The sequence below is a fragment of the Bartonella sp. AP30XZML genome, assembly GCF_042195945.1.
Classification (GTDB): Bacteria; Pseudomonadota; Alphaproteobacteria; order Rhizobiales; family Rhizobiaceae; genus Bartonella.
This window is the reverse complement of record NZ_JBHIPJ010000077.1, coordinates 123,388-144,172: the sequence shown is the minus strand read 5'-3', so window position 1 is coordinate 144,172 and position 20,785 is coordinate 123,388. Positions and strand designations below refer to the sequence as shown.

Genomic DNA, 20,785 nt, shown 5'->3' with positions numbered 1-20,785 from the left:
GATTTGCTACGCTTAAAAATCGACGTTCCTTTTACCATCTTCCTGTTGCACCACCACCACCTGATGATCCACCACCACCCCTAAATCCCCCTCCACCTCGAGGACCACCGAACCTTCCACCAGGATATCTGCCACCGGCACTTAAGTTAAGAAACCAAGGTGTGAAGATGATCCCCAGCCAGAGATACTTTTGTGGACCCACTTTTTTACCAAAAATCATTGCAAGAATGGGCAAACAAACGACTATAAAGAGAATGAGAAACATGATTATATTTATAATCATTTCTTCTTTTTCAGCTTGTTTACGTTGTTCTTCAACGATTTTAGCTTTTTCTTTGATGCGAAAAGTAAAATCAGAATCACTTTCTGTAATAACTTTGATAATTGCATCAACTGCTTCAGCAATTCCTTTTTGATAATTTCCTTCACGAAAATTAGGAATCATGAAGCTATTAATAATGACAGAGGAAAGAGCATCTGTTAGCTCTCCTTCCAAACCATATCCAACTTCGATACGTGCTGTGCGTTCATTCGGTGCAATGACCAGTAATACACCATTATTGATCTTCTTTTGGCCTAATCCCCATGTACAAAAAAGAGAATTGCTGTATGTTTCTATATCATTGCCCGAAAGAGTAGGGAGTGTCACAAGAACAATTTGATCTCCCGTTTTCTCTTCGAGTGCTGCCAGTTTTTTTGTCAAGTCTTCCTTGGTTGCATTATCGAGCAAATGAGCCACATCATTAACATAACCTGTTAAATGAGGAAATTTTATTTGCGAACAAGCGATACTTCCCAATGCAGCAACTAAATACAGAGAGCAGATAAAAGCCCATAATTTTGGAAATACAATACGTTGCAAAGAGTATCGAAATGATTTCATTAATTAAAATTAACCTTTGGTGTTTGTTGGCTATCAGTATCGATGGTAAAAGTTGGCATAGGTTTAGCATCACGAAACCAGAATTTTGCCCAAATCATCGTCGGCATTGTTTTGAGTGCAGTATTGTAGGCACGTACTGTTTCAATATAATCGCGGCGTGCAACGGAAATACGGTTTTCTGTTCCTTCTAATTGTGATTGAAGAGCAAGAAAGTTTTGGTTTGCTTTAAGATCCGGATAGTTTTCAACAACAGCCATAAGCCGCGAAAGTGCACTTGATAAATTTGCTTGATTTTTGAGATATTGCTGCATAACTTCTGGATTATTCAACATATCTGCATTAATGTTGACTTGCGTTGCTTTGGCGCGTGCTTCAATTACATTTGTGAAAACGCTTTGTTCATGAGCTGCGTAAGCTTTAACTGTTTCTACAAGATTGGGAATGAGATCTGTACGACGTTGATATTGATTGAGCACTTCACTCCATGCTGCATGTGCTTTTTCTTCATTTGTTGGTATCGTATTAAATCCGCACCCACTTAAAAACGGCACTAACCATGCCAAAAAAATCACGATTGGAAATTTTTTTAATATTTTAAACATTGAAGAAGTTTGTACATTTAACATAAAGATGTCTCCACAGATATTTTATGTATTATATAGGGTTTATTTTCTTGGTGGAAAGTATTTTGAACTTTATAAACAGGCGTATTTATCAATAAATTGATATCTCTATGCGTTTTAGGTACGCTTAAGTGACTTGTTGATATTAAAATAATAATAGTAATATAGATGTCATCTTATAAAAGATCAATAATATTTATATCAATTATTATTACAGAAAATTATATTATTTTCGTAGGAGTTTTGGATTTCGCAACGTGCAGATAACAATTGGAAAAGAGAAAAATGTAAGTATCAATCTTATGGAAAGATAGAAGGTCAGGGCAGTTCTTATTTTCCTCCTTTAGAAGTTTTAATACATTGGATAAAAAAGGCTTTTTTATTATGTATGGTAGTAATTGAGAAGGAGGGTGAAAGTCCTATGATAGAAAGTGTTCAGCGGCAAAGTGAAAAGTTTGATGGATTGGCTAATGATTATGATCGTTATCGTCCTCGCTATCCCCTTACTTTATTTAAAACCATGCTCCATCCTTTTAAGAACAAAAAGTATTTGTCCATTGTGGATGTGGGTGCTGGGACAGGCATCGCATTAGAGGGAATTGTTAAATTTTTAGGAAATGAGCACCAATATCATGCTATCGATGTATCGGCAGATATGATTAAGCAGGGGCGAAAAAAATTTCCTACGGTGCAGTGGTATCAGGGCCGTGCCGAAGACCTATTGCCTCAAATTGGCGAGGTTGATCTTGTCATTGCAGCGCAAGCTTTTCAGTGGATGGATCGTTCTAAGTTGCTTTGTTCTGTTTCAGATCAACTTCGGGTCAATGGTGTCATGGCGGTTATTCAAAATAATCGCGATTTCCAGCATAGCGAATTTCTAGAGGCTTATGAGACATTGTTAGAGAAAATGAGTCCGAACTATTCTCGGTATTATCGTAATTTTGATTTTTTACAGGAAATGAGTGATGGCTTTGGGGTAGATCCAGAAAAGATTTTTTTTCATACGCACAATTGGACGATGATGATCCCATCTGAAGCTTTTATTGGAATGAGCCGCTCTTCAACGCAAGCGCAACGCGCTATTGCTTTCTATGGGGAAGAATATTTGCGGCAATTGGTCGCATTGATAAAGAAATATGAAGTGCAAGGCAATTTGGAGCTTTTGTATCGAAGTGAGCTCTATATGTATGCAGGATAATCCGATATCGATGATTACTTTTGCTCTTTTAGCACATCTGAGTAGGCGGTATTCAGGAAATTAACGCATTATTAAGGCAGACTTTAAGGGGGAAAGTTTTTTTCTTCAGCATTCACATTGACATCTTATTACCGCTGATTTTCATTGTTCATTTAATATGAGAGAGTTTAAATAGAAAATTTATGCACTGCATTATAGCATCGAAGCGCTTTCTTTACTGCAGTTTAACAACAGATTATTTTATAAAATGGAAAGAGGTAGATTGAATAGAAATGTTTTATAATTCTTTGTTTTTATGATTGCTTTTTATTATTAAATGAGAGTGTTTTTAATAAATTTTGACAAAAATAACTGAAAAAGTACAAAAAATTATCATAATCAGAAATTTGTAGTAAAAAAGGTAATGGCTTGGAAGAACCTTAAAAAAACAACTCATTTTGAAATTATCTCTAAATTCAGATTGAATATAATAAAAAGTAAAATATAAATATGCTATATGAAGCATTTCTCTTTTTAGAAGATATAATATAAAAACAATATATTAATTAATTTTTTTGATATAAGAAAACTTCTTTTATTTTCTATTTTAAATAACGGGTTAGTCCGAGTCTTATGTGGTTTTATTGAAGATGTGTTTTTCAAGGTTTAATCTGGCGCTTTAAATACAATTTTAGAAGTGGCAAATAAGCTCAATTTTTTCTCTGTTGTGATGTGTTGAATAAGTTTTTTAATTTTCTATAGAGTTTAATTTTTGCAATCATGATAGATTGTGGCAGCTATCTATTTAAGGTTTTTATAAGTTTAGTAGGAATAGCTTGATGATAAATCCATTGAGTTCTCCATCTTTACGCTTCATAAAAGAATAAGCCTGCACCATCACACACTTTGTCATTTCCCAGTGTTGCGACAGCCCTTGACATGGTTTATAAGAGGAGTTTTTAGTCCTTTTTTGTACAGTTTTATCCATACGACAATCTCGCTTATGACGTGCAAGCGAATGGTTTTGATTGATTCAACATACACAGATTTGGAATGAAAGAGTCTTAAGATATTCCGCTCTCTCATTTAATATTAATAATGCTAGATTATGATTATAAATTAATGTGTTGTCTATTTTTGAAATCCATGACCTTGGTTGAGCTTGTCAATATTTCATTTTCATTTATCGTGATAATAACTCCATTGTAAGGAATACCTTTAAGAAAGCATTCTCGCTTTAAAGATTTAAAGAGTCGTTATAGTTTTTTTTGTTTTATAGAAGGATCAATAATGCTAAACGTTATACTTTGATAAAAAAAGAAAGTAAATTATGGCTATTATACTGAAACCGAGCGAGGTGACGCTTAGTGAGCTTGCAGCTATTTATTTTAATGGTGAAGTGAGTAAACTTCATAATGACACGCATTTAGCTATCGAGAAAGGGGCTCAGCGCATTGCTGAAATTGCTGCTGGAAGTGAGCCTGTGTACGGTATTAATACTGGTTTTGGGAAGTTGGCTTCCATTAAAATTGATGCGGACGATGTCGCTGTTTTACAGAGAAACCTTATTTTGTCTCATTGTTGTGGGGTAGGAGAGCCTTTAGCTGAAAATATTGTGCGTTTGATAATGAGCTTAAAGCTTATCTCTTTAGGAAGAGGGGCTTCAGGAGTTCGTCTAGAATTGGTAAATTTGTTGGAAAATATGCTTGCAAAGGGCGTCATTCCTGTCATCCCTGAAAAAGGGTCTGTTGGTGCTTCAGGTGATCTAGCTCCACTTGCTCACATGGCGGCTGTTATGATGGGAGAAGGAGAAGCATTTTTTCAAAATATTCGTATGAGTGGGGCGGTTGCATTAGAGAAAGCGGGATTGTCCCCTATTATTTTAGAGGCAAAGGAAGGTCTAGCTCTTATTAATGGGACTCAAACATCAACAGCCCTTGCACTTGCTGGTCTTTTTCGAGGTTATCGGGCATTGTGTGGTGGATTGTTGGCAGGGGCTTTGACGACAGATGCCATCATGGGATCAACGGTGCCATTTCATCCTGATATCCATATTTTACGAGGACATTATGGGCAGATTGCTGTATCGAAAACATTAGAAAAGCTTGTAGAGGATTCAGAAATTCGTGCAGCACATTTACGGGGGGATGAGCGTGTACAAGATCCTTATTGTATACGTTGCCAGCCACAGGTCATGGGGGCATGTTTTGATATTTTGCTGGCAGCAGCAAAAACACTGATTATTGAAGCAAATGCTGTTACAGATAATCCATTGATTTTAAGGAATGGTGAAGTTGTATCAGGTGGGAATTTTCATGCTGAACCTGTAGCGTTTGCTGCTGATCAGATTGCTCTTGCTTTATGTGAAATAGGATCTATTTCTCAACGGCGTATTGCTCTTATGGTTGATCCAGCAGTTTCTTATGGACTTCCAGCTTTTTTAGCACATAATGCGGGTCTTAATTCAGGTTTTATGATTGCTGAAGTAACAGCGGCAGCTTTAATGTCTGAAAATAAGCAAATGGCCCATCCTGCTTCCGTTGATTCAACCCCAACTTCTGCCAATCAAGAAGATCATGTTTCAATGGCTTGCCATGGAGCGCGTCGGTTATTGGTAATGAGCGAAAATCTTTTTACACTTATTGGCATTGAAACGCTTGTTGCAGCACAAGGAATTGAATATCGTGCACCTTTAAAAACAAGTACTTTTTTGCAATCTGTTATGGAATGTCTACGAAAAAATGTTGCTTCTCTTAAGAAAGATCGCTATCTGGCTCCAGATCTTCATCAAGCACATATACTTGTGCGTGAAGGGCACTTATTATCTGTTTTACCAGAAACAATTTTTCCTTCATTAAGTTTTCAATAGTATTTGTTTTAAGGTCAATGCTGAAGGGCGGATATTGAATTTTAAAACTTCCTCATATGAAAATATAGAGGAGCGATACTATATTTGAATTATTTAATAAATTATATATTTTTTACTGTATATATCTGATTTTTGTAGTTAACTAGATATTTTGTTATTTTATAGAAACTATAAACTTAAAGCACCTATATTTTCTGATTTATATCAGAAATTTTAATATAAGTTAAATAATATCCACGAATTATATATTCTTGATATTATATTTATATAAATATAAATTATAATATATGTATTGTATAGAGTAAAAATAAAAGTTTTATTTTATATTCTTCTTATTTGTTAATACTTTATGAATTTTATAGTTCATTTTTGATATTTATAATAAAAAAGGAGAAAGGAATGTTTAAAAGTGCTAAATTATGTGTTTCAATAACAGTTCTTTTTTTTTCTCAAATTCTTGAGATTCATGCAAATTTTAGGAGAGTTAGCTTTCCAGAGGAAGTTTTCATTATGATAGTTGACCAAGAGAAAGAGCCTCTTATTTCAGCGAAAAACAAAGATTTTATTGCTATCTCAGGGCAAATTTCCAGAGGTAAGGAGAACGCTATCATCGGACCAACAATCAAAGATGCTCTTTTTACCGTATATTTTTTTTTCATTGGAAAGCTTGTCGTTAAGGCAGCTGGAGTCCTTAAAAGATGGGTTGTAGATAGATTTTCTCATGCTTTTGAAAACTTGCGAGATTCGTATTATCATTAATTGAGCTATTCAATTGGCGTAAAAAGTTTTTTTATAAGCTCAAAGAAAGTTAGCTTAAAGTAACAAAAAATTAATTGTATGCATAGTTAATGTGTTTGTTATGAATTTTTAGGCTTCTATTTCAGTACACTGAAATAGAAGCCTAAAAGTTTAGATTACATTAAGGTTAATTTTCTCTGTAAAAAACTAGAGAATACGAAATGAATTAAATGACAATTATGAAAAAATTCATTATCACTTTATTTGAATAAAATAATACGAAATTGCAGGCTATAAAAGCTGAATAATTCGCAATAAAAGTATTTTTTCATTGTTTAGAGCAAAGTGTTAGACTGGCTGGTCTTCGATGTTTTTTGAAATATATTTGTGAAAGAAACATGAGGCTTTATTTCTCATAGAGCTGTTATCGTGGTGTGGATTGTCAGCATTTCAAAAAGTAAGGAAAGAAATGGCAATAAATGAACTGAAAAGAGGGATGAGTAAGCGCCAAGTTATTTTTTTAGCTCTTGGTTCTGCTATTGGAACAGGTCTTTTTTATGGGTCTGCACAGGCAATTAAGCTTGCGGGTCCCAGTGTTTTGATTGCCTATTGTATTGCTGGTTTAGCTATTTTTATGGTTATGCGGGCTCTAGGAGAGATGATACTTCATAATCCATTGCCTGGTTCTTTTGCTCGTTATGCGGCAAATTACATATCACCATTAGCAGGTTTTTTAACGGGATGGACATATGTATTTGAGATGATTCTTGTTGGTTTGGCTGATATTACAGCTTTTGCGACTTATATGGGGTTTTGGTATCCTGATGTTGCTCCTTGGGTATGGGCACTGAGTATTACATTAATCATCACAGGTATTAATTTAGCTGCTGTAGAAGTCTATGGTGAACTAGAGTTTTGGCTATCTTCTATTAAAGTTATTGCTATCATTGCGATGATTATTTTAGGAATAGCAATTATTTTTTGGGGGGGGGGTGAAGGTGCAGATTTTTCTACCGTTACTGTTCATAATTTATGGAAAAATGGTGGACTTTTTCCCAATGGTTGGTTTGGTTTTTTAGCTTGCTTTAGTGTTGTTGTTTTTGCTTTTGGTGGCATAGAAATCATTGGCATGGCAGTCATGGAAGTTCAAAACCCTCATCAAACGATTTCAAAGGCAATTAATTCTACTCCAGTTCGTATTTTGCTTTTTTACGTCATGACGTTAGCTATTTTAATGTCTCTTTATCCTTGGAATGAGATTGGTCTCATGGATAGCCCTTTTGTATCCATTTTTGAAAATCTTGGGATTTCATATGCAGCAAATATTTTAAATATTGTTGTTGTTACAGCGGCTATTTCAGCAATGAATAGTGGAATGTATGGTGCTTGTCGTATGATCCATGGTTTATCGCAGGAAGGTTATGCTTTAAAAAAGTTTCAATATTTATCAAAAAACGGTATACCAGTTTTTGTTATTTTGATGATCTTTGGTATTTTTCTTCTTGGTGCTGTCCTTAATTATTTTTATCATGAAAAGCTTTTTTTTCTTATTGCTGCAATGGCAACATTTGCGACAGTTTTTGTTTGGATGATGATTCTACTTTCACAATTTTTTATGCGAATTAAGATGCCTAAAGAAGCTCAGAATGGTTTAAAATTTCCCATTCCATTTTGGCCAATAGGATCGATTTTTTCTATTTTATTTATGGTTTTTATTTTTATTCTCCTATGGTACTTTGATGAGACACGACCAGTTTTAATTATAGGTGTTATTTGGATTGCTTGGCTTGTTATTTGTTTCTATGCACTTAAACTTTATAATTTTAAGCAAAAGAAGCTGAATAAAATGTGAATAGAGAAAAAACTCAAAACAAATAGCTGATGTCATCAGGAGAACTGGTGTTTGATTGTTTTCTCTAAAGGTTAGAACAATCTAGATTGAAAAAATCTGCTCGTTATTATTTTGCTTTGGAAGTTTTTGTGAGCCATTGCTTACGGTAACGACAAAATCATATAAATATTAGGCGTTTTTTTGATGGTGAACTGTGCCATCAATATAAGTCTTTCAGGTTAAAATGCCTAACAGTGCAAATAGATTTTACCAGATACATGATTATAGGCAGATATCTTTTTCTAAACGTATTAATGAAGTTCTGTTTCACAAGAGAAGTTATTGTAAGAATTGTTTTTTAAGCTCTTTAAAAAATTGGTTGTTTAAATTTTGTTGTTTAGAAAATTACTATTGCTTTTAGAAGCGAAGATAAAGTTCTTTATGTATTTTTTCTCAAAGAGGATTGGCGTTGGTAGAAAATAGTGGATAACAAAGTTACAGGAGGCATTGTGTCATCGTTTTTACAAAAACTTTAATAAACAGCAGCAAGGTATTACAATAAAATCTCATAGAAGAGTAAATTAAAGAGAACAATGAACGTGTGACAGTTTTACGATTCTTATTGTTATTGCTTTCAGAAGAGGAAGGATCAAACTTATTTTTTTAATATTGATACAAGAGTAATTTTTATTACAAGTGGAGGCGGACAAAATGCACTCCGCAACTGTATTTCGGTGCAAAATTATTCAATATTACCATAAAAGGCGCTCAAGAACACTACGACTAGCAAAAACAATCATCGGAAAATGGCTTTTTACACGAGAAATCTTCCAATAGCTCTGAAACACACACAACAACAATTCTCTCTATCCTTGAGGCAACAGGCAATGTTGATATGGATGTACAATGAGATGCTACGATTATTGCTTCTCATCTGATTTCCGATCAAGATATCAATGTAATGGGAGAAAGTATGACGATTGTTGGCATGACAGACCATCATAGCAGCCATTCATAGACGCGTGAAACAGGTTTTGATGGGAATAGATTTTACTTTGTAAGCAGAATTATTAGCGGTAATGGCTATACCTACGAGACGATACCTGCTGGCAGTGACGTTTGGATAGAATGGTAGAGAGTGGCTACAAATCCCATAAATCCCCATACTTGCCTTGGAGATGCGAGCCAAGCATGTCGGTATGTTCATGGCTCATTCAATCGAGTACAAGTCCCTTTAAGGAGGAAAAAATGAAACAAAGTTTAAAATTATTGAGTTGCATAGCTTTATTAGTTATAATGGGATGCCAGTTTAATAAACCTCCTGAAGAATACTTCACGGTGTGGGAGAAATCAGGAGCAGATCGGTTTGAGGTAAAAAAGCACTTTTAGAATGTGGAATGCCAGCTCCTTATGATGTGTTTCCGGAAAACAGAAATTTAAGCAACAATGCATGGGCAACCATAGAAGCTTGTATGATTCAAGCTGGTTTCCATGATAAATATGATAGGGGGGGCTGGTGTGGAAATCATAAAGCCGAAAACTTGCCGATTTGTCGTCCAGGCGCTGTCATCCCGAGGCGCAGTGTCAAGAAGCGCTTAAACAGCCCTTTTTGTAAAAAGCATCCAGAACAATATGAATGCTATCCTTAAATCTTGCAGCTAGTGATAAGCAACAATCCGCTATCCTTGCCTTCGCTTGGAATGGTGGGATTGTTCCCTCTCTTTCATTATTTAACGGATGAAGAAAAGCAGCATTTGCAAGAAGGTTCTGATGGCAAGGTGCATGTGTCCTTTAATGGCATCTTTACTCCACCAGAGGAAGCCGCTGTTTATACAGAGCAACATGCGAAGGATAAAAATAATCCGCTTTATTTTGTTGTGTTCCCAGAAGCCGATTCTGCTATCTCAGAACTTCTGGTCGCGGGATACCAGAAGTTTATGGAAAATAACTTTTGGGGTTTGACTAATTCCACACAAGAAGCAAAAGACTTGATGTATAGCCATGGTATTACAGGGTTGGAACTTTATGGACATAGCCGCGGACCATAACATTGGGGAATATGCTGTATTATTTCAAACAAGAAGGTGTTCGCGGGATAGCCGACAACACGAATATCAATTTCTATGGACCAGCCTTTAATGTTTTAGTTGCATACGGTCTGTTAGGTTATGTGAGTGATGGCAAACAAACCATTATTGGTTTTGATGGGAATAGATTTGACTTTGTAAGCAGAATTATTGGCGGTAATGGCTACACCTACGAGACGATACCTGCTGGTAGTAACGTTTGGATAGAATGGAGGAGAGTGATCATGAATCCCATAAGCTTCCATACTTGTCTTGGAGATGTGGGTTATAAATGCCAAAAGTTTTATGGCACATCTCATTTAGAACAAAAGCCTTGAATTAAATCATGGAGTAAAAATGAAACAAACTCTAAAATTATTAAGCGCGATAACTCTATTGAGTATAGCTGGGTGCCAGTTTAATAAAACTCCTCCAGGAGAGATAGCTACGTGGGAGAAACCTGGAGCAGATTTTACTGAGGTAGCAAAAGCATTATTAGAATGTGGTATGCCAACGCCTTATGATGTTGATCCAGAAAGCAGAAAGCTCAGCTACAATGCAATAGCAACCATAGAAGCTTGTATGTTCCAATCAGATTTCCGTGATAAAGTGGGGGGACTTGGTGCGAGAATCATAGAGCCGAAAACTTGCCCATTTGTCGTCCAGGCGCTGTCATCCCGAGGCGCAGTGTCAAGAAGCGCGTGAACAGCCCTTTTTGTAAAAAGTATAAAAATAGTCGCAAATGCCAACCTTAAGTTTTGCTGTTTGTGACGATCACAGTCCCTACCTTCATGTTTCTCATACCCGTACGCGGGGGGCTTAATTCAGCATGTCAATGCTATTTATTTATGGGTACCACAACTGTTGGCGCAATAATATAAAATATCTATTTTGGTTGTAATCAAAATATTGATAATAATTATAAGCATATCGTTGATAGATATATGATTTTAGTAATAATTTTACCGTATTTTTGATATAATAATTATGGTATAATCTTCGGAAAGATAAAAATAATATATGTTGATAATGTTCATCATTGTTTTGGAAATAAAAAATAGCATGTAAAATAATTTATAGATTGTTTCGTAATCTCAAAATTACTCAAGGATAGGAAAATGAAGCAGATTTTAAAATTATTAAGCGGGATAACCTTATTTGTTATGGCTGGATGCTACCCTGAGCAGCCTTCTCGAACAGCTGTAGATGCATGGGAAAAATCCGGTACTGATCAGCTTGAGATCAAAAAAGCTCTGTTAGAATGTGGAATACAGCATTTTGATGGTCGTCTTGATACAGAAACAAGTACGGATGAGAAATTCAATGCTGAGGAGTCTGTGAATGCATGTATGATCCAAGCAGGTTTCCAAGATAAATTGGGAAGAATGAAGTGGTGTGAGAAATATAAAAATCTTCCAATTTGTCAGCCTGATGCAGTTATTCCTCAGCGAAGTGTAGAGAGGCGTTTGAATAGTCCTCATTGTCAAGAGCATAAAGAACAACCTGAATGTCAACCTTAAGTATTGAGGCTGCTGTAATCAAAAATCCTTACATTCTTGTTTTTCCATGGGGGGTGGGATTGTTTCTTCAATATCTATATGCTAACAAAAGTCATTTTGCGTGTGAGTAAATATTAGAAGACTTATCAGTCTTTCTATCGTAAATATTGACGGAGGGGGAAATGAAAAAAACATTGAAATTATTGAGTGCTATAATTTTATTAAGCTCTGCTGGGTGTATTAGCAAACCTCCCCCATCGACGTTAGAATTATGGGAAAAGTCTGGTGTCAGTAAGTCTATGGTCCAACAAGCACTGTCAAAATGTGGTTGGAAACCAATCTACGCTTCTTCTAAAAATATGGATTCGCGTGCAAGTGATTTTGCAGCAGTTTATGAGTGCATGACTAAAGCAGGTTATCGGTACAAATTACAAGTTTCAAAGGGAATCTATTTTTCATCAACGCCGCGAAGTGATTCATTTTTAGTTAATTTAATGGTAGCAGGGTATCAGCAGGTTATGGACAATGATACTTTTGGTGTAACCAATTCGACACAACAAGAGCGAGATTTGATGATACGTTTTGAAAATGATAAAAAGCGCCAGAAAATAAAAAAAGCTTTGTACAAGTGATCATCAACAGTAGAACGTTGATTTTTAAAGCAATAATTAAATAAAAATATTAAACGGGAGAAGAGAGAAATATAGCTCTTTTGTCTCCAATGTAGTTATATTCATCAGCTACGAGATTGGCAATAGTGTTGTGGTCAGATGATGCTAGCGGAGGATAGTGGGTTGTTGTTTAGAGAAATTTATTCAATATAAAGAATGGCAAATAATAGCTTTGCTAAAATATCTGCTTTAACGATAATAAACAGATAGCTTTCATAGAGCTAATTTTGATGAAATTTTATTTTGGTGTTTTTTAAGTTCAGAATGGTGAGTGTTTTACTGTATTTTAGATTTTATCAAAAGATCTAAAATATTACATTTATTAATTCAAATCATTGATGATAGGGTATTAGGAGAAGTTTTTTATTTATTCAAATTTCTTTGTTAGATATTTAACATTTTTAATATAGAAATTGTGTACATTAGCTTATACATTAGTGTGCAATTTCTTGTTTTTTTGTTGTGGTTGAAGAGATGATGCGGTTATAGATTTCGTATATTGTATCTTTTTGTGCTGTGTTTTATTAAAACGTTTTAATCGTTTAATCTTAAAAGTTATTCTCATGTTGTTGTATTTTTATTTTTTTGTGGTGAGATAAATTGAATATTATATCTCTTCAAAATTCGCATTTTTTCACGTTTTTTTAAGATTGGTTTTTGGGACTTTTGTAATTACAGTTTTCAGCGGTTTTTGAGATGCCTTCTTTAAAGGGATTGTCCTCCTAAATGGTATTTTTAAACTTTTTGTTCTTTCTTTACATAAAACACAAAACATATTATTGAATGCTATGATTTTATCATAAAAAAATAAAATAATTTTGTTTGTTTTGTTCTTATTGTGTTTAATTTGTGGTTTATTTTTTTTCCAGCATTTTTTGTTTTTGTTGAAAAAAGAAAGTTTTGAGAAACAATGATAGTCAAGGTATCTAACAATCACTTGTATTCGTGCTTTTTTACAGCAGCTATTTTTTCTTTTTTGTTAAATATAAATATTGAGGCACATTCTCATTCATATACATCACTGTCATGTGATGAAAACAAATTACCTTACGGATGCAGTGATGGTTCAAAGCATACAATTAGTGATAAAGTATATAAATTCACGGCGCCTGTTAAAGAAAAGAATGGGGAGGGTCGTTCTCTCATGTTACCTGCTGCTATAGTAGTGCAGGAGCCAAATACAGTTATTCAGGCAACGCGTGTAGAGGTTGAAGCTACTGCGGGTATAGAAGATATTTATGGTGTTTTTGTATCACGAGGGGGAAAAATTGTTTTGAGCGATTCAGCTTTTAAAAATGTATCAATAGGTCTTAAAGCTGATAGTGGAATGATTGAGGTTAATCGTGGAACAATTGAGGCTTCTCAGATTGCTGCTTATGCAGAGAAGCGAGGAGCATCTGTTACGTTAACGAATACAAAAATTAAAGTGGAAGGTTTGGGTATCGGTCAAGAGAGTGCTCTTTTCGTTAGTGCTGATGCGGGTATTCAGATGAAAAGTGGATTTATTGATGTGAATGATGCTGCTGCGCTTTATGTGGGGAGAGGGGGGAGTGCGACTTTAGATGGTGTTACCATTGCTTCAAAATATCAAAAAACAGAAGACAAAGAAAATACAAATGAAAAAAGTACACATACAGTTTTCAATGTAAAACATCAGGGTTCTGTTTATGTAAAAAATACGAATATTATTTCTACGGATGTTCATGTTTTAACAGTTGGACAAGATTCTAACACGCCATCCAATAACGGCAGGGAAGGAAATATTTTAATTTCGCGGGTTAATATTGAAGATTCAACAATTAAAGCAATAGGTAACAAACATGGTATGTATTTTGAGAGGGATGGGGAAAATGATGCGTATGAACAGGGGCTTGTCTTTTTGAAAAGGACGATTTTTGAGGTTCCAGATGGGACAGCTGTTCATAGTAATAACAGTCGTAGTTATATTGGAGTAACAGAAGGTACAAAAATTTTTGGTGACTTATTATTAACAGTTGAAAAGGGGGGGAGTGTAGCGATTTTGGCTAATTCTTCTTCATTGATAGGAGGGACTCGTGTTGCCGATGATTCTATTGCTGAGCTTTATTTAACAGGGGGATCAAAATGGTTTTTGACAAAAAGAAGAGAGATCGATTTGCAAGTTGCAAACCGTACAAGTTCGTCTATTTCATTTGTGAAAGTTTCTGATAGTTTTATTGCTTTTGAGACTCCAATGTTTCAGGAGTATCAGACACTTCATATTGGGAAGGGAGAAAAAGAAGTTTATAGTGCGCAAGATAGGGCAGATATTTATCTCAATACGCATCTCAGTAGTGATGGTTTGCTCGATAATAAAAAAACTGATCGGCTTTTAATACATGGTGATGTTTCTGGAAAAACAACAGTTTATGTGCAATTTGTTGCAGGAAATCAGGGTGAGATAGCAACCGGTGAAAATGCTCATAGTATTTCACTTATTCAGGTTTCTGGAAAAGCGGCAGAGGATTCTTTTCAGTTAAATCGTGCTTATATCGCATTAGAGGGTTTGCCTTACCAATATTATCTTCATGCTTATGGTCCAGCTTCTGCTCTTGGAAATGCACAAACTTCTCAAAGATTGGTTGAAGGAGATGGAGATTTTTGGGATTTTCGCCTTGAAAGTAAATATATTCAGCCTGCTTTAGAGGTGTCTGCTATTCCCCCTTCCGAGTTAAAGGTCAGAGAGGTTGTTCCACAAGTTCCAACTTATCTTTTGTTACCAAATGCTTTATTTCATGTTGGGCTCATGGATATTGATCATCAACAAAAGCAGTTGCAAGCTACGCGGTCTATTCCTCGTAAATTATTAAAAGTTGAAGGGAACTTTGCTTTATCTGTTCACGGTTATGGTGGGAGTTATCGTTATGTCTCAGATCTTTCTATACTTAAATATGGGTACGATGGTCATGTTGATTATAACGCTATAAAAACAGATATTTTGCTCAAAACAATAGAGAGCGCATATAGTACGACATCTTTTGGGATTATGGGAACCTATGGAAAGCTTTCTTTACAACCTCGTAACGTGGAACGAAGCCAAAAGAGTACGTTTAATAAATGGTCATTTACGTCATACGGTAGTGTGGAACACAAAACTGGTTTTTATATAGATGGTCTTTTATCTTATGGTTTGTTTAAAGGGGATGTGCGTAGCCATGTTTGGGGTAAGACGGCGACATTAAAAGCAAATCCTTTGAACGTTTCGTTTTCTGCTGGTAAAACGTTTATGACAGGATATAAAGATCTTATTTTTGATCCGCAACTTCAGCTTATTTATCAACATCTTCAATTTGATAAGTTTCGTGATATTGATGGATTTGATGTTGATATGAAAAAAATGAGTCAATGGTTTGTGCGTGTTGGTGGGCGTTTAAGTAAAACATTTACAGCCTCTGATAAGGATCGTATCACTTCTTTTTATGGCAATATTCATCTTGCTCATTGTTTTGGTAAAGAACAATTTGTTCATTTTAAAGATGTTTTTCAGTTGAGTGCTTTCGGTTCTTCCTTAGAAACAGGTTTGGGTATCAATGCGCAGTTTTCTTCTAAAGTTACACTTTACAGTGATCTTAGCTATCAGCATAGGTTAACCAAGGCTGGTTTTTCTGGAGTTCATTTTTCTGGTGGTTTGCGCTATCATTTTTAATAAATCTTTTAAAAAAATAATAAATGTGATTTTCAAAGTCTTGTTCTACTATCGGAATTAAAACCATTGTTTGTGCAGAATTTTAGTTGCTTCTTTTAATAATGATATCATGTGTTTTAATAAATATGAAAATATCGTGTTGATTTATTTTTATCTACTATAGCATTTTTCAAATGCTTTAAAAAATTTGTTCATCTGATAAACAGATTTAAAATGAGAAAATCCTACGATATCGGCGTTCTCATTCAATATGAATAACGATAAATTATCATTATAAATCAGTATTTTGCCATATGATGCTTAAGGTATCATCGAGCCATTTATGGTAATTGCGTGCTTCTTCGTTTGAGTTATGAACAGAGAAAATAAAACCAGGATATCCACCAAATGCTGGTGGAGGTGGTGAAATGTGATTGGTTTCAAAAAAAATGATAGTTCTGGCGGTTTGAGGATGCTGTGCAACCTTATCTAGACCTGAAAATCCAGAAAACCGTCCATACCCATGAAGAGGAATAATATAATTTGCCGCCACTTTTTCAGTTGGGAGTATATCGGGAAGGTCTGGGGTTTGTTCAGCTAAAGCGGCATTCATACATAGTTTTGCAAATGAAATTCCTGTACCTTGCTCAACAATAAAATGGGAAACACCTGATCCACCTATACGAGCGCCTATCTCAATGATATAAGGTAAATTATTAGTATCTAGGCGTAGCTCTACATGGGCAGCTCCCATATTTATACCAAGAGCTTTAACTCCAGAGCATGCAGCCTCACATAAAGCAATAATTAAAGGATCATCTATATCACAGCGTTGACGATAAATTGTTTCTTCAAACCATGGTCCCTCAGGCTGTCCCTTGTCTCCAACGGATAGAACGTGTACACCTGCTGTATCAACAAAGCATTCTACGACAAACTCTTTTCCTGACAAATACTGTTCTACGACTAAACCTACAGGTTTATTTTTATCATTAAAACGTGCCATGTCTTTATGCTGAACATTCCATACGGCTTTAATGAGATCAGGAAGTTCGGTGGAATTTTTAGCTAACATGACGCCTGCACTTGCCCATCCAGAGACGGGTTTAATAACGAGTGGACAGTCTAAGGCATGTACTTGTGATAGGTCTTCTGGATTATCTATATAAAAGAATCCTGGTGTTCTTAAGCCTGCTTTAGCAAAAGCTTGACGCATGAGATATTTATTTCTGGTTAATGCTGCTACTTCTGGTTCAATACTTGGAGTATTGATTTTTTTTGCAGCCAAAGCTGTCCATAGAATGGCTTCTTCGCGAAGGGTCATAACCCCAGCAATATTGCGTTCTTTTGCTCCTGTTGCAAAAGTGTCTAGAGCTAGCTCTGGGTTATCAAAAACAGGAAGTTGCCAAGTTGAAGTGACTGCTGCGGGGTGTTGAGTGGGAGCGCTTTCAGCGGTATCATAGATCATTACTAATTCGATATTAGCTGCTTGTGCTGCTTCAAATATAAATGGTAATTTTGCATTGCGCTGGCAAACTAACGCGATTTTTTTCATTTTGTTTCCTTATTAAATTTGGAGTTTTGAGAATGGCGTTTATGTTGCCATGTAGATACCTTTGATGCATCTATAAATAAGAGTGTCATCCCTATAACAACTACAATCATAGCAATTATTTTGATAATGTTGAGAGAAGGGCTCGAGTCGATTATCCATTCACATGCAACCACTGCAAAAGGGGATAATACGCCGATAGTGTTGGCGTATAATACGCCTCCTTCGGCTAAAACTTTTTAGTATAATACGTAAACTGGTGCCGAGCAAACAGTTCCTAAAATCAATATTTTAAATATATCTTCTAACTTAAGATATAAGAGTGGGGCAGGATCAAAAATAAATAATGGCATAAATGATGCTGCAGAAATTATCGTGATCCAAGCCAGTGAGGTGAGCAAAGGTAGATTTTTAAGATAACGTTTAGACAATAAGCCATAAGCAGAGTAAGAAAGGGCTGCTGTTAAAGCAAGAGCTATTCCTATTAGGCTGTATCCACCTTCTCCACTGTTTATATTGAATACTACAGCTGCTACACTGAAAATTATCACTCCACTAAGCTTCAGCCATGAGAATTTAAGGACATTTGTCAATGCACCTAATATATAAGTAATTCCTGGAATAGTAGCGAGCACCATGGTTAAATCACTGGCTTTGAGTGATTTTAATGCACCAAAGCTGCATACAAAATACAGCGAGAATCCTAACACTGATAGAATTAAAAAAGAAGGTATCATGGAAAGCAATGGTAGGGATCTGAAAACAGCTTTCTCACGAAATACTGCAATCAGCCATAAGGTGGCAGCGGTGGCAAACAACCTAAGTCCAACCGCATGCATGACGGGTATATTGCTAACCAAATTCTTAGATAATAACCAACTTATGGAAAACAATGCTAGAATGGCAAAAGTAAATAATAGTAATCGTCCTTTTATAAAACTCAATGATTTAATCCTCTAATCACTCGCTGTGCATAAGATGATGTTGAAAAATTAAATCGTGACTTTGAGGTCTGTGGTTTTCCAAGATTATTTTGGATATAATCTTTAGCTCCTGCCAAATAAGCGTCATCATCTAATGCTTCAAGTGCTTCTATATCTGCTATCATCAATATTATTACTTTTTCAAGACACTCCAAATCAAATTGAAGATAACCTTGATTTGTTTCAATCAATGCTTTGTTCCGCATCAATATTTCAAAAAGCAAGATCCCTGTACCAGCATCGAATGTCATATGCTGATCAGAATCTTTTGGATAACGGAATATGCGTTCTAATAGGACAAATTCAGTTATTTCTTTCCAAAATTTTGGATGATTTTGTAGCATAATACGCACTGTAATTAAATCAACTTTAGTTTCTTCTAGAAGACCAGTGAACCAATTTAATTTTATATATAGATTTTTATCCAATGGCCGCGGTCCAGTATGATGTGCATAGTCATGATAATAGCCCCACAAACAGCGAGCATCGTAAATGTCTTCTTTAGATAAGTTTCGACTCTGCAATTGACCGAACAGGAATTTACTATCACGGCCGAGTAAACGTTCAGCTTCCACAATTGTTTGCTTATTGTAAATATCAAAGAATTTACTGAAAAAAACAAAGCAAATGCTTGCTTAACAATTTTTTGAGCAGTTGCTACAGATTCTGGGAATAGAACAATGCAATTGCCTTCTAAAAAACCTCTTGATGCTATTCCCATTTTTATACATTGAAAAGGTGACAGATAATTATTTGTATATTTTGAGGCGTCAGCAAGATAGGCCGTTTCATGACGATATCCTGTAACTAATTCCAGCCGGAATCCTTCTGGATCAGGTCCATTTGTTGCACGCATTGGAGCCAAGAAAAACAAGGGAGCATCTGGTAATGGGGCTTTGAAAGCAGCCAAAGTGTTATCAAATTGAGGAGGGGTCGTTAAACCGCTGATCATCCACTGATGAAGATCATCAGAAATGGTCGCTAAAAGTTTTGGAGATAATCCGTCAAGAATATTAGCATGGTGGTTCAGCAGAGTGATCAATTCATTGATCATATTATTATCTGCTGAAGTTGGTTCTTTAATGCTCCCATCTCGTTCTTGGCGCATACGGAATTTGTCAACTAAGTTAACAATGGAAAGAAGCGCTTCAGATTTTTTCATGATTAGTTGACTTTAGTGAGTGGAGCAAAAAGGACATTGGCACTTGTCCAAAATTTTCGACAATACTCAGCTTATAGCGATTTGCCGCAACCGATGTTGTGATACAAGCATCGGCTTTTTCAGCCTTACAAAGAACGGCTGCATCAGCATTGCTGTTGGCAAATACTTTGTCATATTGATGAGCTACCAGAGATTGCGGGGCAGGATGAGTCGCTACGGTTTTAATTTCATCAATGTTATTGCGTTTAGCTAAAACCATAGAGTGAGTAGGCATGATAAAGCTGTCAAATAATTGCATATCACCTAAACGGGTAAATATGAGTGTATGCAAATCAGGGTAAGCAGCACAGCTTAAGAGATATCCATCCTTTTTCTGAGCAAGTTCATTAAATGCTTCTTCAAGAGTTGCGTATAAGATAATACGGGATCTCGAGTCAGTGAACAAAACACTTCTATTGTGATTGTCAAGCCACCACTGTGCTGCTGCTGCACAGTTAGTATCTGCAGGGCCAAGTGTATAGATAAAAGTATTATTTTCAGATTGCATGATCTCTATTCTTTATAACTATATGCCTAAATTTAAACTAGTGTAATATGTAGAGTATATCAAGCACAATGCGTTAAGTAATTTAGTGCTTTATAAAATAATGTATATATGAAAGAAAATTTACAATTATAATTTTGTCTGTTCATTATTCTATCATGCCGTAAAACAGCGTCTTTTAGGGGAGTAATTGAGCAGAAAAATTCTATGCAGGGTATTTATTGGATATGTTAGAGAATTATTGGAATGGTTAAGCGAAGGTGAATGACACATAAACCGTACTGCTCTATCATTTTTTGGATGAGCAGCGTTTTTGAATCTGTTCATATTGATAATACTATTATAGGTGAATAATAAGCAAATTGGTAAGGCGTGAACATCTTTGCCATAAAACTCAATATATTTAACTTCTTAATTAAGATAATACTTTTAAAAATTGTTTTACTATTATGATTGTATTAAATATATAAAAGGCAATCATCATTGTCTTGTTTGTAAAAGAAACATGAAATATAACTCTTAAGTTAGATTGAGATTGGCAAGA

Annotated in this window: 16 protein-coding genes and 3 pseudogenes; 12 read left to right on the top strand and 7 right to left on the bottom strand. The window is 35.3% G+C overall.

Annotation, left to right across the window (positions count from 1 at the left end; translation table 11 throughout):
* Window positions 1-31: 31 nt before the first annotated feature.
* Window positions 32-883: a TPM domain-containing protein gene (locus ACFIL2_RS05995; RefSeq protein WP_375680613.1), complete on the bottom strand. Its 852-nt coding sequence runs from the start codon at window positions 881-883 to the stop codon at window positions 32-34.
* The gene (locus ACFIL2_RS05990) at window positions 883-1,509 is read right to left on the bottom strand and encodes a LemA family protein (RefSeq protein WP_375617744.1); all 627 of its coding nucleotides are present in this window, start codon (window positions 1,507-1,509) and stop codon (window positions 883-885) included. Before ACFIL2_RS05990 ends, ACFIL2_RS05995 begins: the two co-directional genes overlap by 1 nt.
* Window positions 1,510-1,927: 418 nt before the next feature.
* On the opposite strand from ACFIL2_RS05990, the gene ACFIL2_RS05985 reads away from it, so the two are divergent.
* The 12 genes and pseudogenes from ACFIL2_RS05985 (at window position 1,928) to ACFIL2_RS05930 (ending at window position 16,021) form a co-directional block, all read left to right on the top strand.
* Window positions 1,928-2,704, top strand: coding sequence for a class I SAM-dependent methyltransferase (locus ACFIL2_RS05985; protein ID WP_375617745.1), 777 nt, complete (start codon window positions 1,928-1,930; stop codon window positions 2,702-2,704).
* Window positions 2,705-4,013: 1,309 nt separating this feature from the next.
* Window positions 4,014-5,552 (top strand): histidine ammonia-lyase, encoded by a 1,539-nt coding sequence (gene hutH, locus ACFIL2_RS05980; RefSeq protein WP_375680612.1) that lies wholly within the window; start codon window positions 4,014-4,016, stop codon window positions 5,550-5,552.
* A gap of 399 nt (window positions 5,553-5,951) precedes the next feature.
* Window positions 5,952-6,311 carry a hypothetical protein gene (locus ACFIL2_RS05975; protein WP_375617747.1) on the top strand — a complete coding sequence of 120 codons (360 nt, stop codon included), beginning with the start codon at window positions 5,952-5,954 and terminating at the stop codon, window positions 6,309-6,311.
* A 448-nt stretch (window positions 6,312-6,759) separates the two neighbouring features.
* A complete protein-coding gene (locus tag ACFIL2_RS05970; protein WP_375639886.1) occupies window positions 6,760-8,142 on the top strand; it encodes an amino acid permease in 1,383 nt (460 codons plus the stop codon).
* Window positions 8,143-8,869: 727 nt separating this feature from the next.
* Window positions 8,870-9,136 (top strand): annotated as a pseudogene (locus ACFIL2_RS05965) (hypothetical protein); the annotation flags it as partial.
* A gap of 233 nt (window positions 9,137-9,369) precedes the next feature.
* Window positions 9,370-9,770, top strand: a pseudogene (locus tag ACFIL2_RS05960) (hypothetical protein).
* Between the two features lie 36 nt (window positions 9,771-9,806).
* Window positions 9,807-10,169: a hypothetical protein gene (locus ACFIL2_RS05955; RefSeq protein WP_375680611.1), complete on the top strand. Its 363-nt coding sequence runs from the start codon at window positions 9,807-9,809 to the stop codon at window positions 10,167-10,169.
* An 11-nt stretch (window positions 10,170-10,180) separates the two neighbouring features.
* Window positions 10,181-10,525 carry a hypothetical protein gene (locus tag ACFIL2_RS05950; RefSeq protein ID WP_375639883.1) on the top strand — a complete coding sequence of 115 codons (345 nt, stop codon included), beginning with the start codon at window positions 10,181-10,183 and terminating at the stop codon, window positions 10,523-10,525.
* Between the two features lie 19 nt (window positions 10,526-10,544).
* Window positions 10,545-10,942: pseudogene (locus ACFIL2_RS05945) on the top strand (hypothetical protein).
* A gap of 363 nt (window positions 10,943-11,305) precedes the next feature.
* Window positions 11,306-11,707: a hypothetical protein gene (locus ACFIL2_RS05940; RefSeq protein ID WP_375617749.1), complete on the top strand. Its 402-nt coding sequence runs from the start codon at window positions 11,306-11,308 to the stop codon at window positions 11,705-11,707.
* A gap of 161 nt (window positions 11,708-11,868) precedes the next feature.
* On the top strand, window positions 11,869-12,318 hold the full coding sequence (locus ACFIL2_RS05935; protein WP_375680610.1) for a hypothetical protein: 450 nt from the start codon (window positions 11,869-11,871) through the stop codon (window positions 12,316-12,318).
* A gap of 949 nt (window positions 12,319-13,267) precedes the next feature.
* Window positions 13,268-16,021, top strand: a complete 2,754-nt coding sequence (locus ACFIL2_RS05930) for an autotransporter outer membrane beta-barrel domain-containing protein (RefSeq protein ID WP_375680609.1) — start codon at window positions 13,268-13,270, stop codon at window positions 16,019-16,021.
* A 271-nt stretch (window positions 16,022-16,292) separates the two neighbouring features.
* On the opposite strand, the gene ACFIL2_RS05925 is transcribed toward ACFIL2_RS05930, so the two are convergent.
* The 5 genes from ACFIL2_RS05925 to ACFIL2_RS05905 form a co-directional block, all read right to left on the bottom strand.
* Window positions 16,293-17,555, bottom strand: a complete 1,263-nt coding sequence (locus ACFIL2_RS05925) for an acetyl-CoA carboxylase biotin carboxylase subunit family protein (RefSeq protein ID WP_375639881.1) — start codon at window positions 17,553-17,555, stop codon at window positions 16,293-16,295.
* 236 nt (window positions 17,556-17,791) lie between these two features.
* The gene (locus ACFIL2_RS05920) at window positions 17,792-18,496 is read right to left on the bottom strand and encodes a DMT family transporter (RefSeq protein WP_375639880.1); all 705 of its coding nucleotides are present in this window, start codon (window positions 18,494-18,496) and stop codon (window positions 17,792-17,794) included.
* On the bottom strand, window positions 18,493-18,963 hold the full coding sequence (locus tag ACFIL2_RS05915; protein WP_375633846.1) for a hypothetical protein: 471 nt from the start codon (window positions 18,961-18,963) through the stop codon (window positions 18,493-18,495). Before ACFIL2_RS05915 ends, ACFIL2_RS05920 begins: the two co-directional genes overlap by 4 nt.
* Entirely contained in the window at window positions 18,942-19,697 is a 756-nt protein-coding gene (locus tag ACFIL2_RS05910) for a DUF6421 family protein (protein WP_375680608.1), read from the bottom strand. Before ACFIL2_RS05910 ends, ACFIL2_RS05915 begins: the two co-directional genes overlap by 22 nt.
* Window positions 19,684-20,244 carry a prephenate dehydratase domain-containing protein gene (locus ACFIL2_RS05905; RefSeq protein ID WP_375636821.1) on the bottom strand — a complete coding sequence of 187 codons (561 nt, stop codon included), beginning with the start codon at window positions 20,242-20,244 and terminating at the stop codon, window positions 19,684-19,686. The genes ACFIL2_RS05910 and ACFIL2_RS05905 overlap by 14 nt, the downstream gene beginning before the upstream one ends.
* Window positions 20,245-20,785 lie beyond the last annotated feature (541 nt).

Coding starts and splice junctions, on each gene's coding strand:
- ACFIL2_RS05995 (WP_375680613.1), bottom strand. CDS start 883: ATGAAATCATTTCGATACTCTTTGCAACGTATTGTATTTCCAAAATTA.
- ACFIL2_RS05990 (WP_375617744.1), bottom strand. CDS start 1,509: ATGTTAAATGTACAAACTTCTTCAATGTTTAAAATATTAAAAAAATTT.
- ACFIL2_RS05985 (WP_375617745.1), top strand. CDS start 1,928: ATGATAGAAAGTGTTCAGCGGCAAAGTGAAAAGTTTGATGGATTGGCT.
- hutH (WP_375680612.1), top strand. CDS start 4,014: ATGGCTATTATACTGAAACCGAGCGAGGTGACGCTTAGTGAGCTTGCA.
- ACFIL2_RS05975 (WP_375617747.1), top strand. CDS start 5,952: ATGTTTAAAAGTGCTAAATTATGTGTTTCAATAACAGTTCTTTTTTTT.
- ACFIL2_RS05970 (WP_375639886.1), top strand. CDS start 6,760: ATGGCAATAAATGAACTGAAAAGAGGGATGAGTAAGCGCCAAGTTATT.
- ACFIL2_RS05950 (WP_375639883.1), top strand. CDS start 10,181: ATGCTGTATTATTTCAAACAAGAAGGTGTTCGCGGGATAGCCGACAAC.
- ACFIL2_RS05940 (WP_375617749.1), top strand. CDS start 11,306: ATGAAGCAGATTTTAAAATTATTAAGCGGGATAACCTTATTTGTTATG.
- ACFIL2_RS05935 (WP_375680610.1), top strand. CDS start 11,869: ATGAAAAAAACATTGAAATTATTGAGTGCTATAATTTTATTAAGCTCT.
- ACFIL2_RS05930 (WP_375680609.1), top strand. CDS start 13,268: ATGATAGTCAAGGTATCTAACAATCACTTGTATTCGTGCTTTTTTACA.
- ACFIL2_RS05925 (WP_375639881.1), bottom strand. CDS start 17,555: ATGAAAAAAATCGCGTTAGTTTGCCAGCGCAATGCAAAATTACCATTT.
- ACFIL2_RS05910 (WP_375680608.1), bottom strand. CDS start 19,697: ATGAAAAAATCTGAAGCGCTTCTTTCCATTGTTAACTTAGTTGACAAA.
- ACFIL2_RS05905 (WP_375636821.1), bottom strand. CDS start 20,244: ATGCAATCTGAAAATAATACTTTTATCTATACACTTGGCCCTGCAGAT.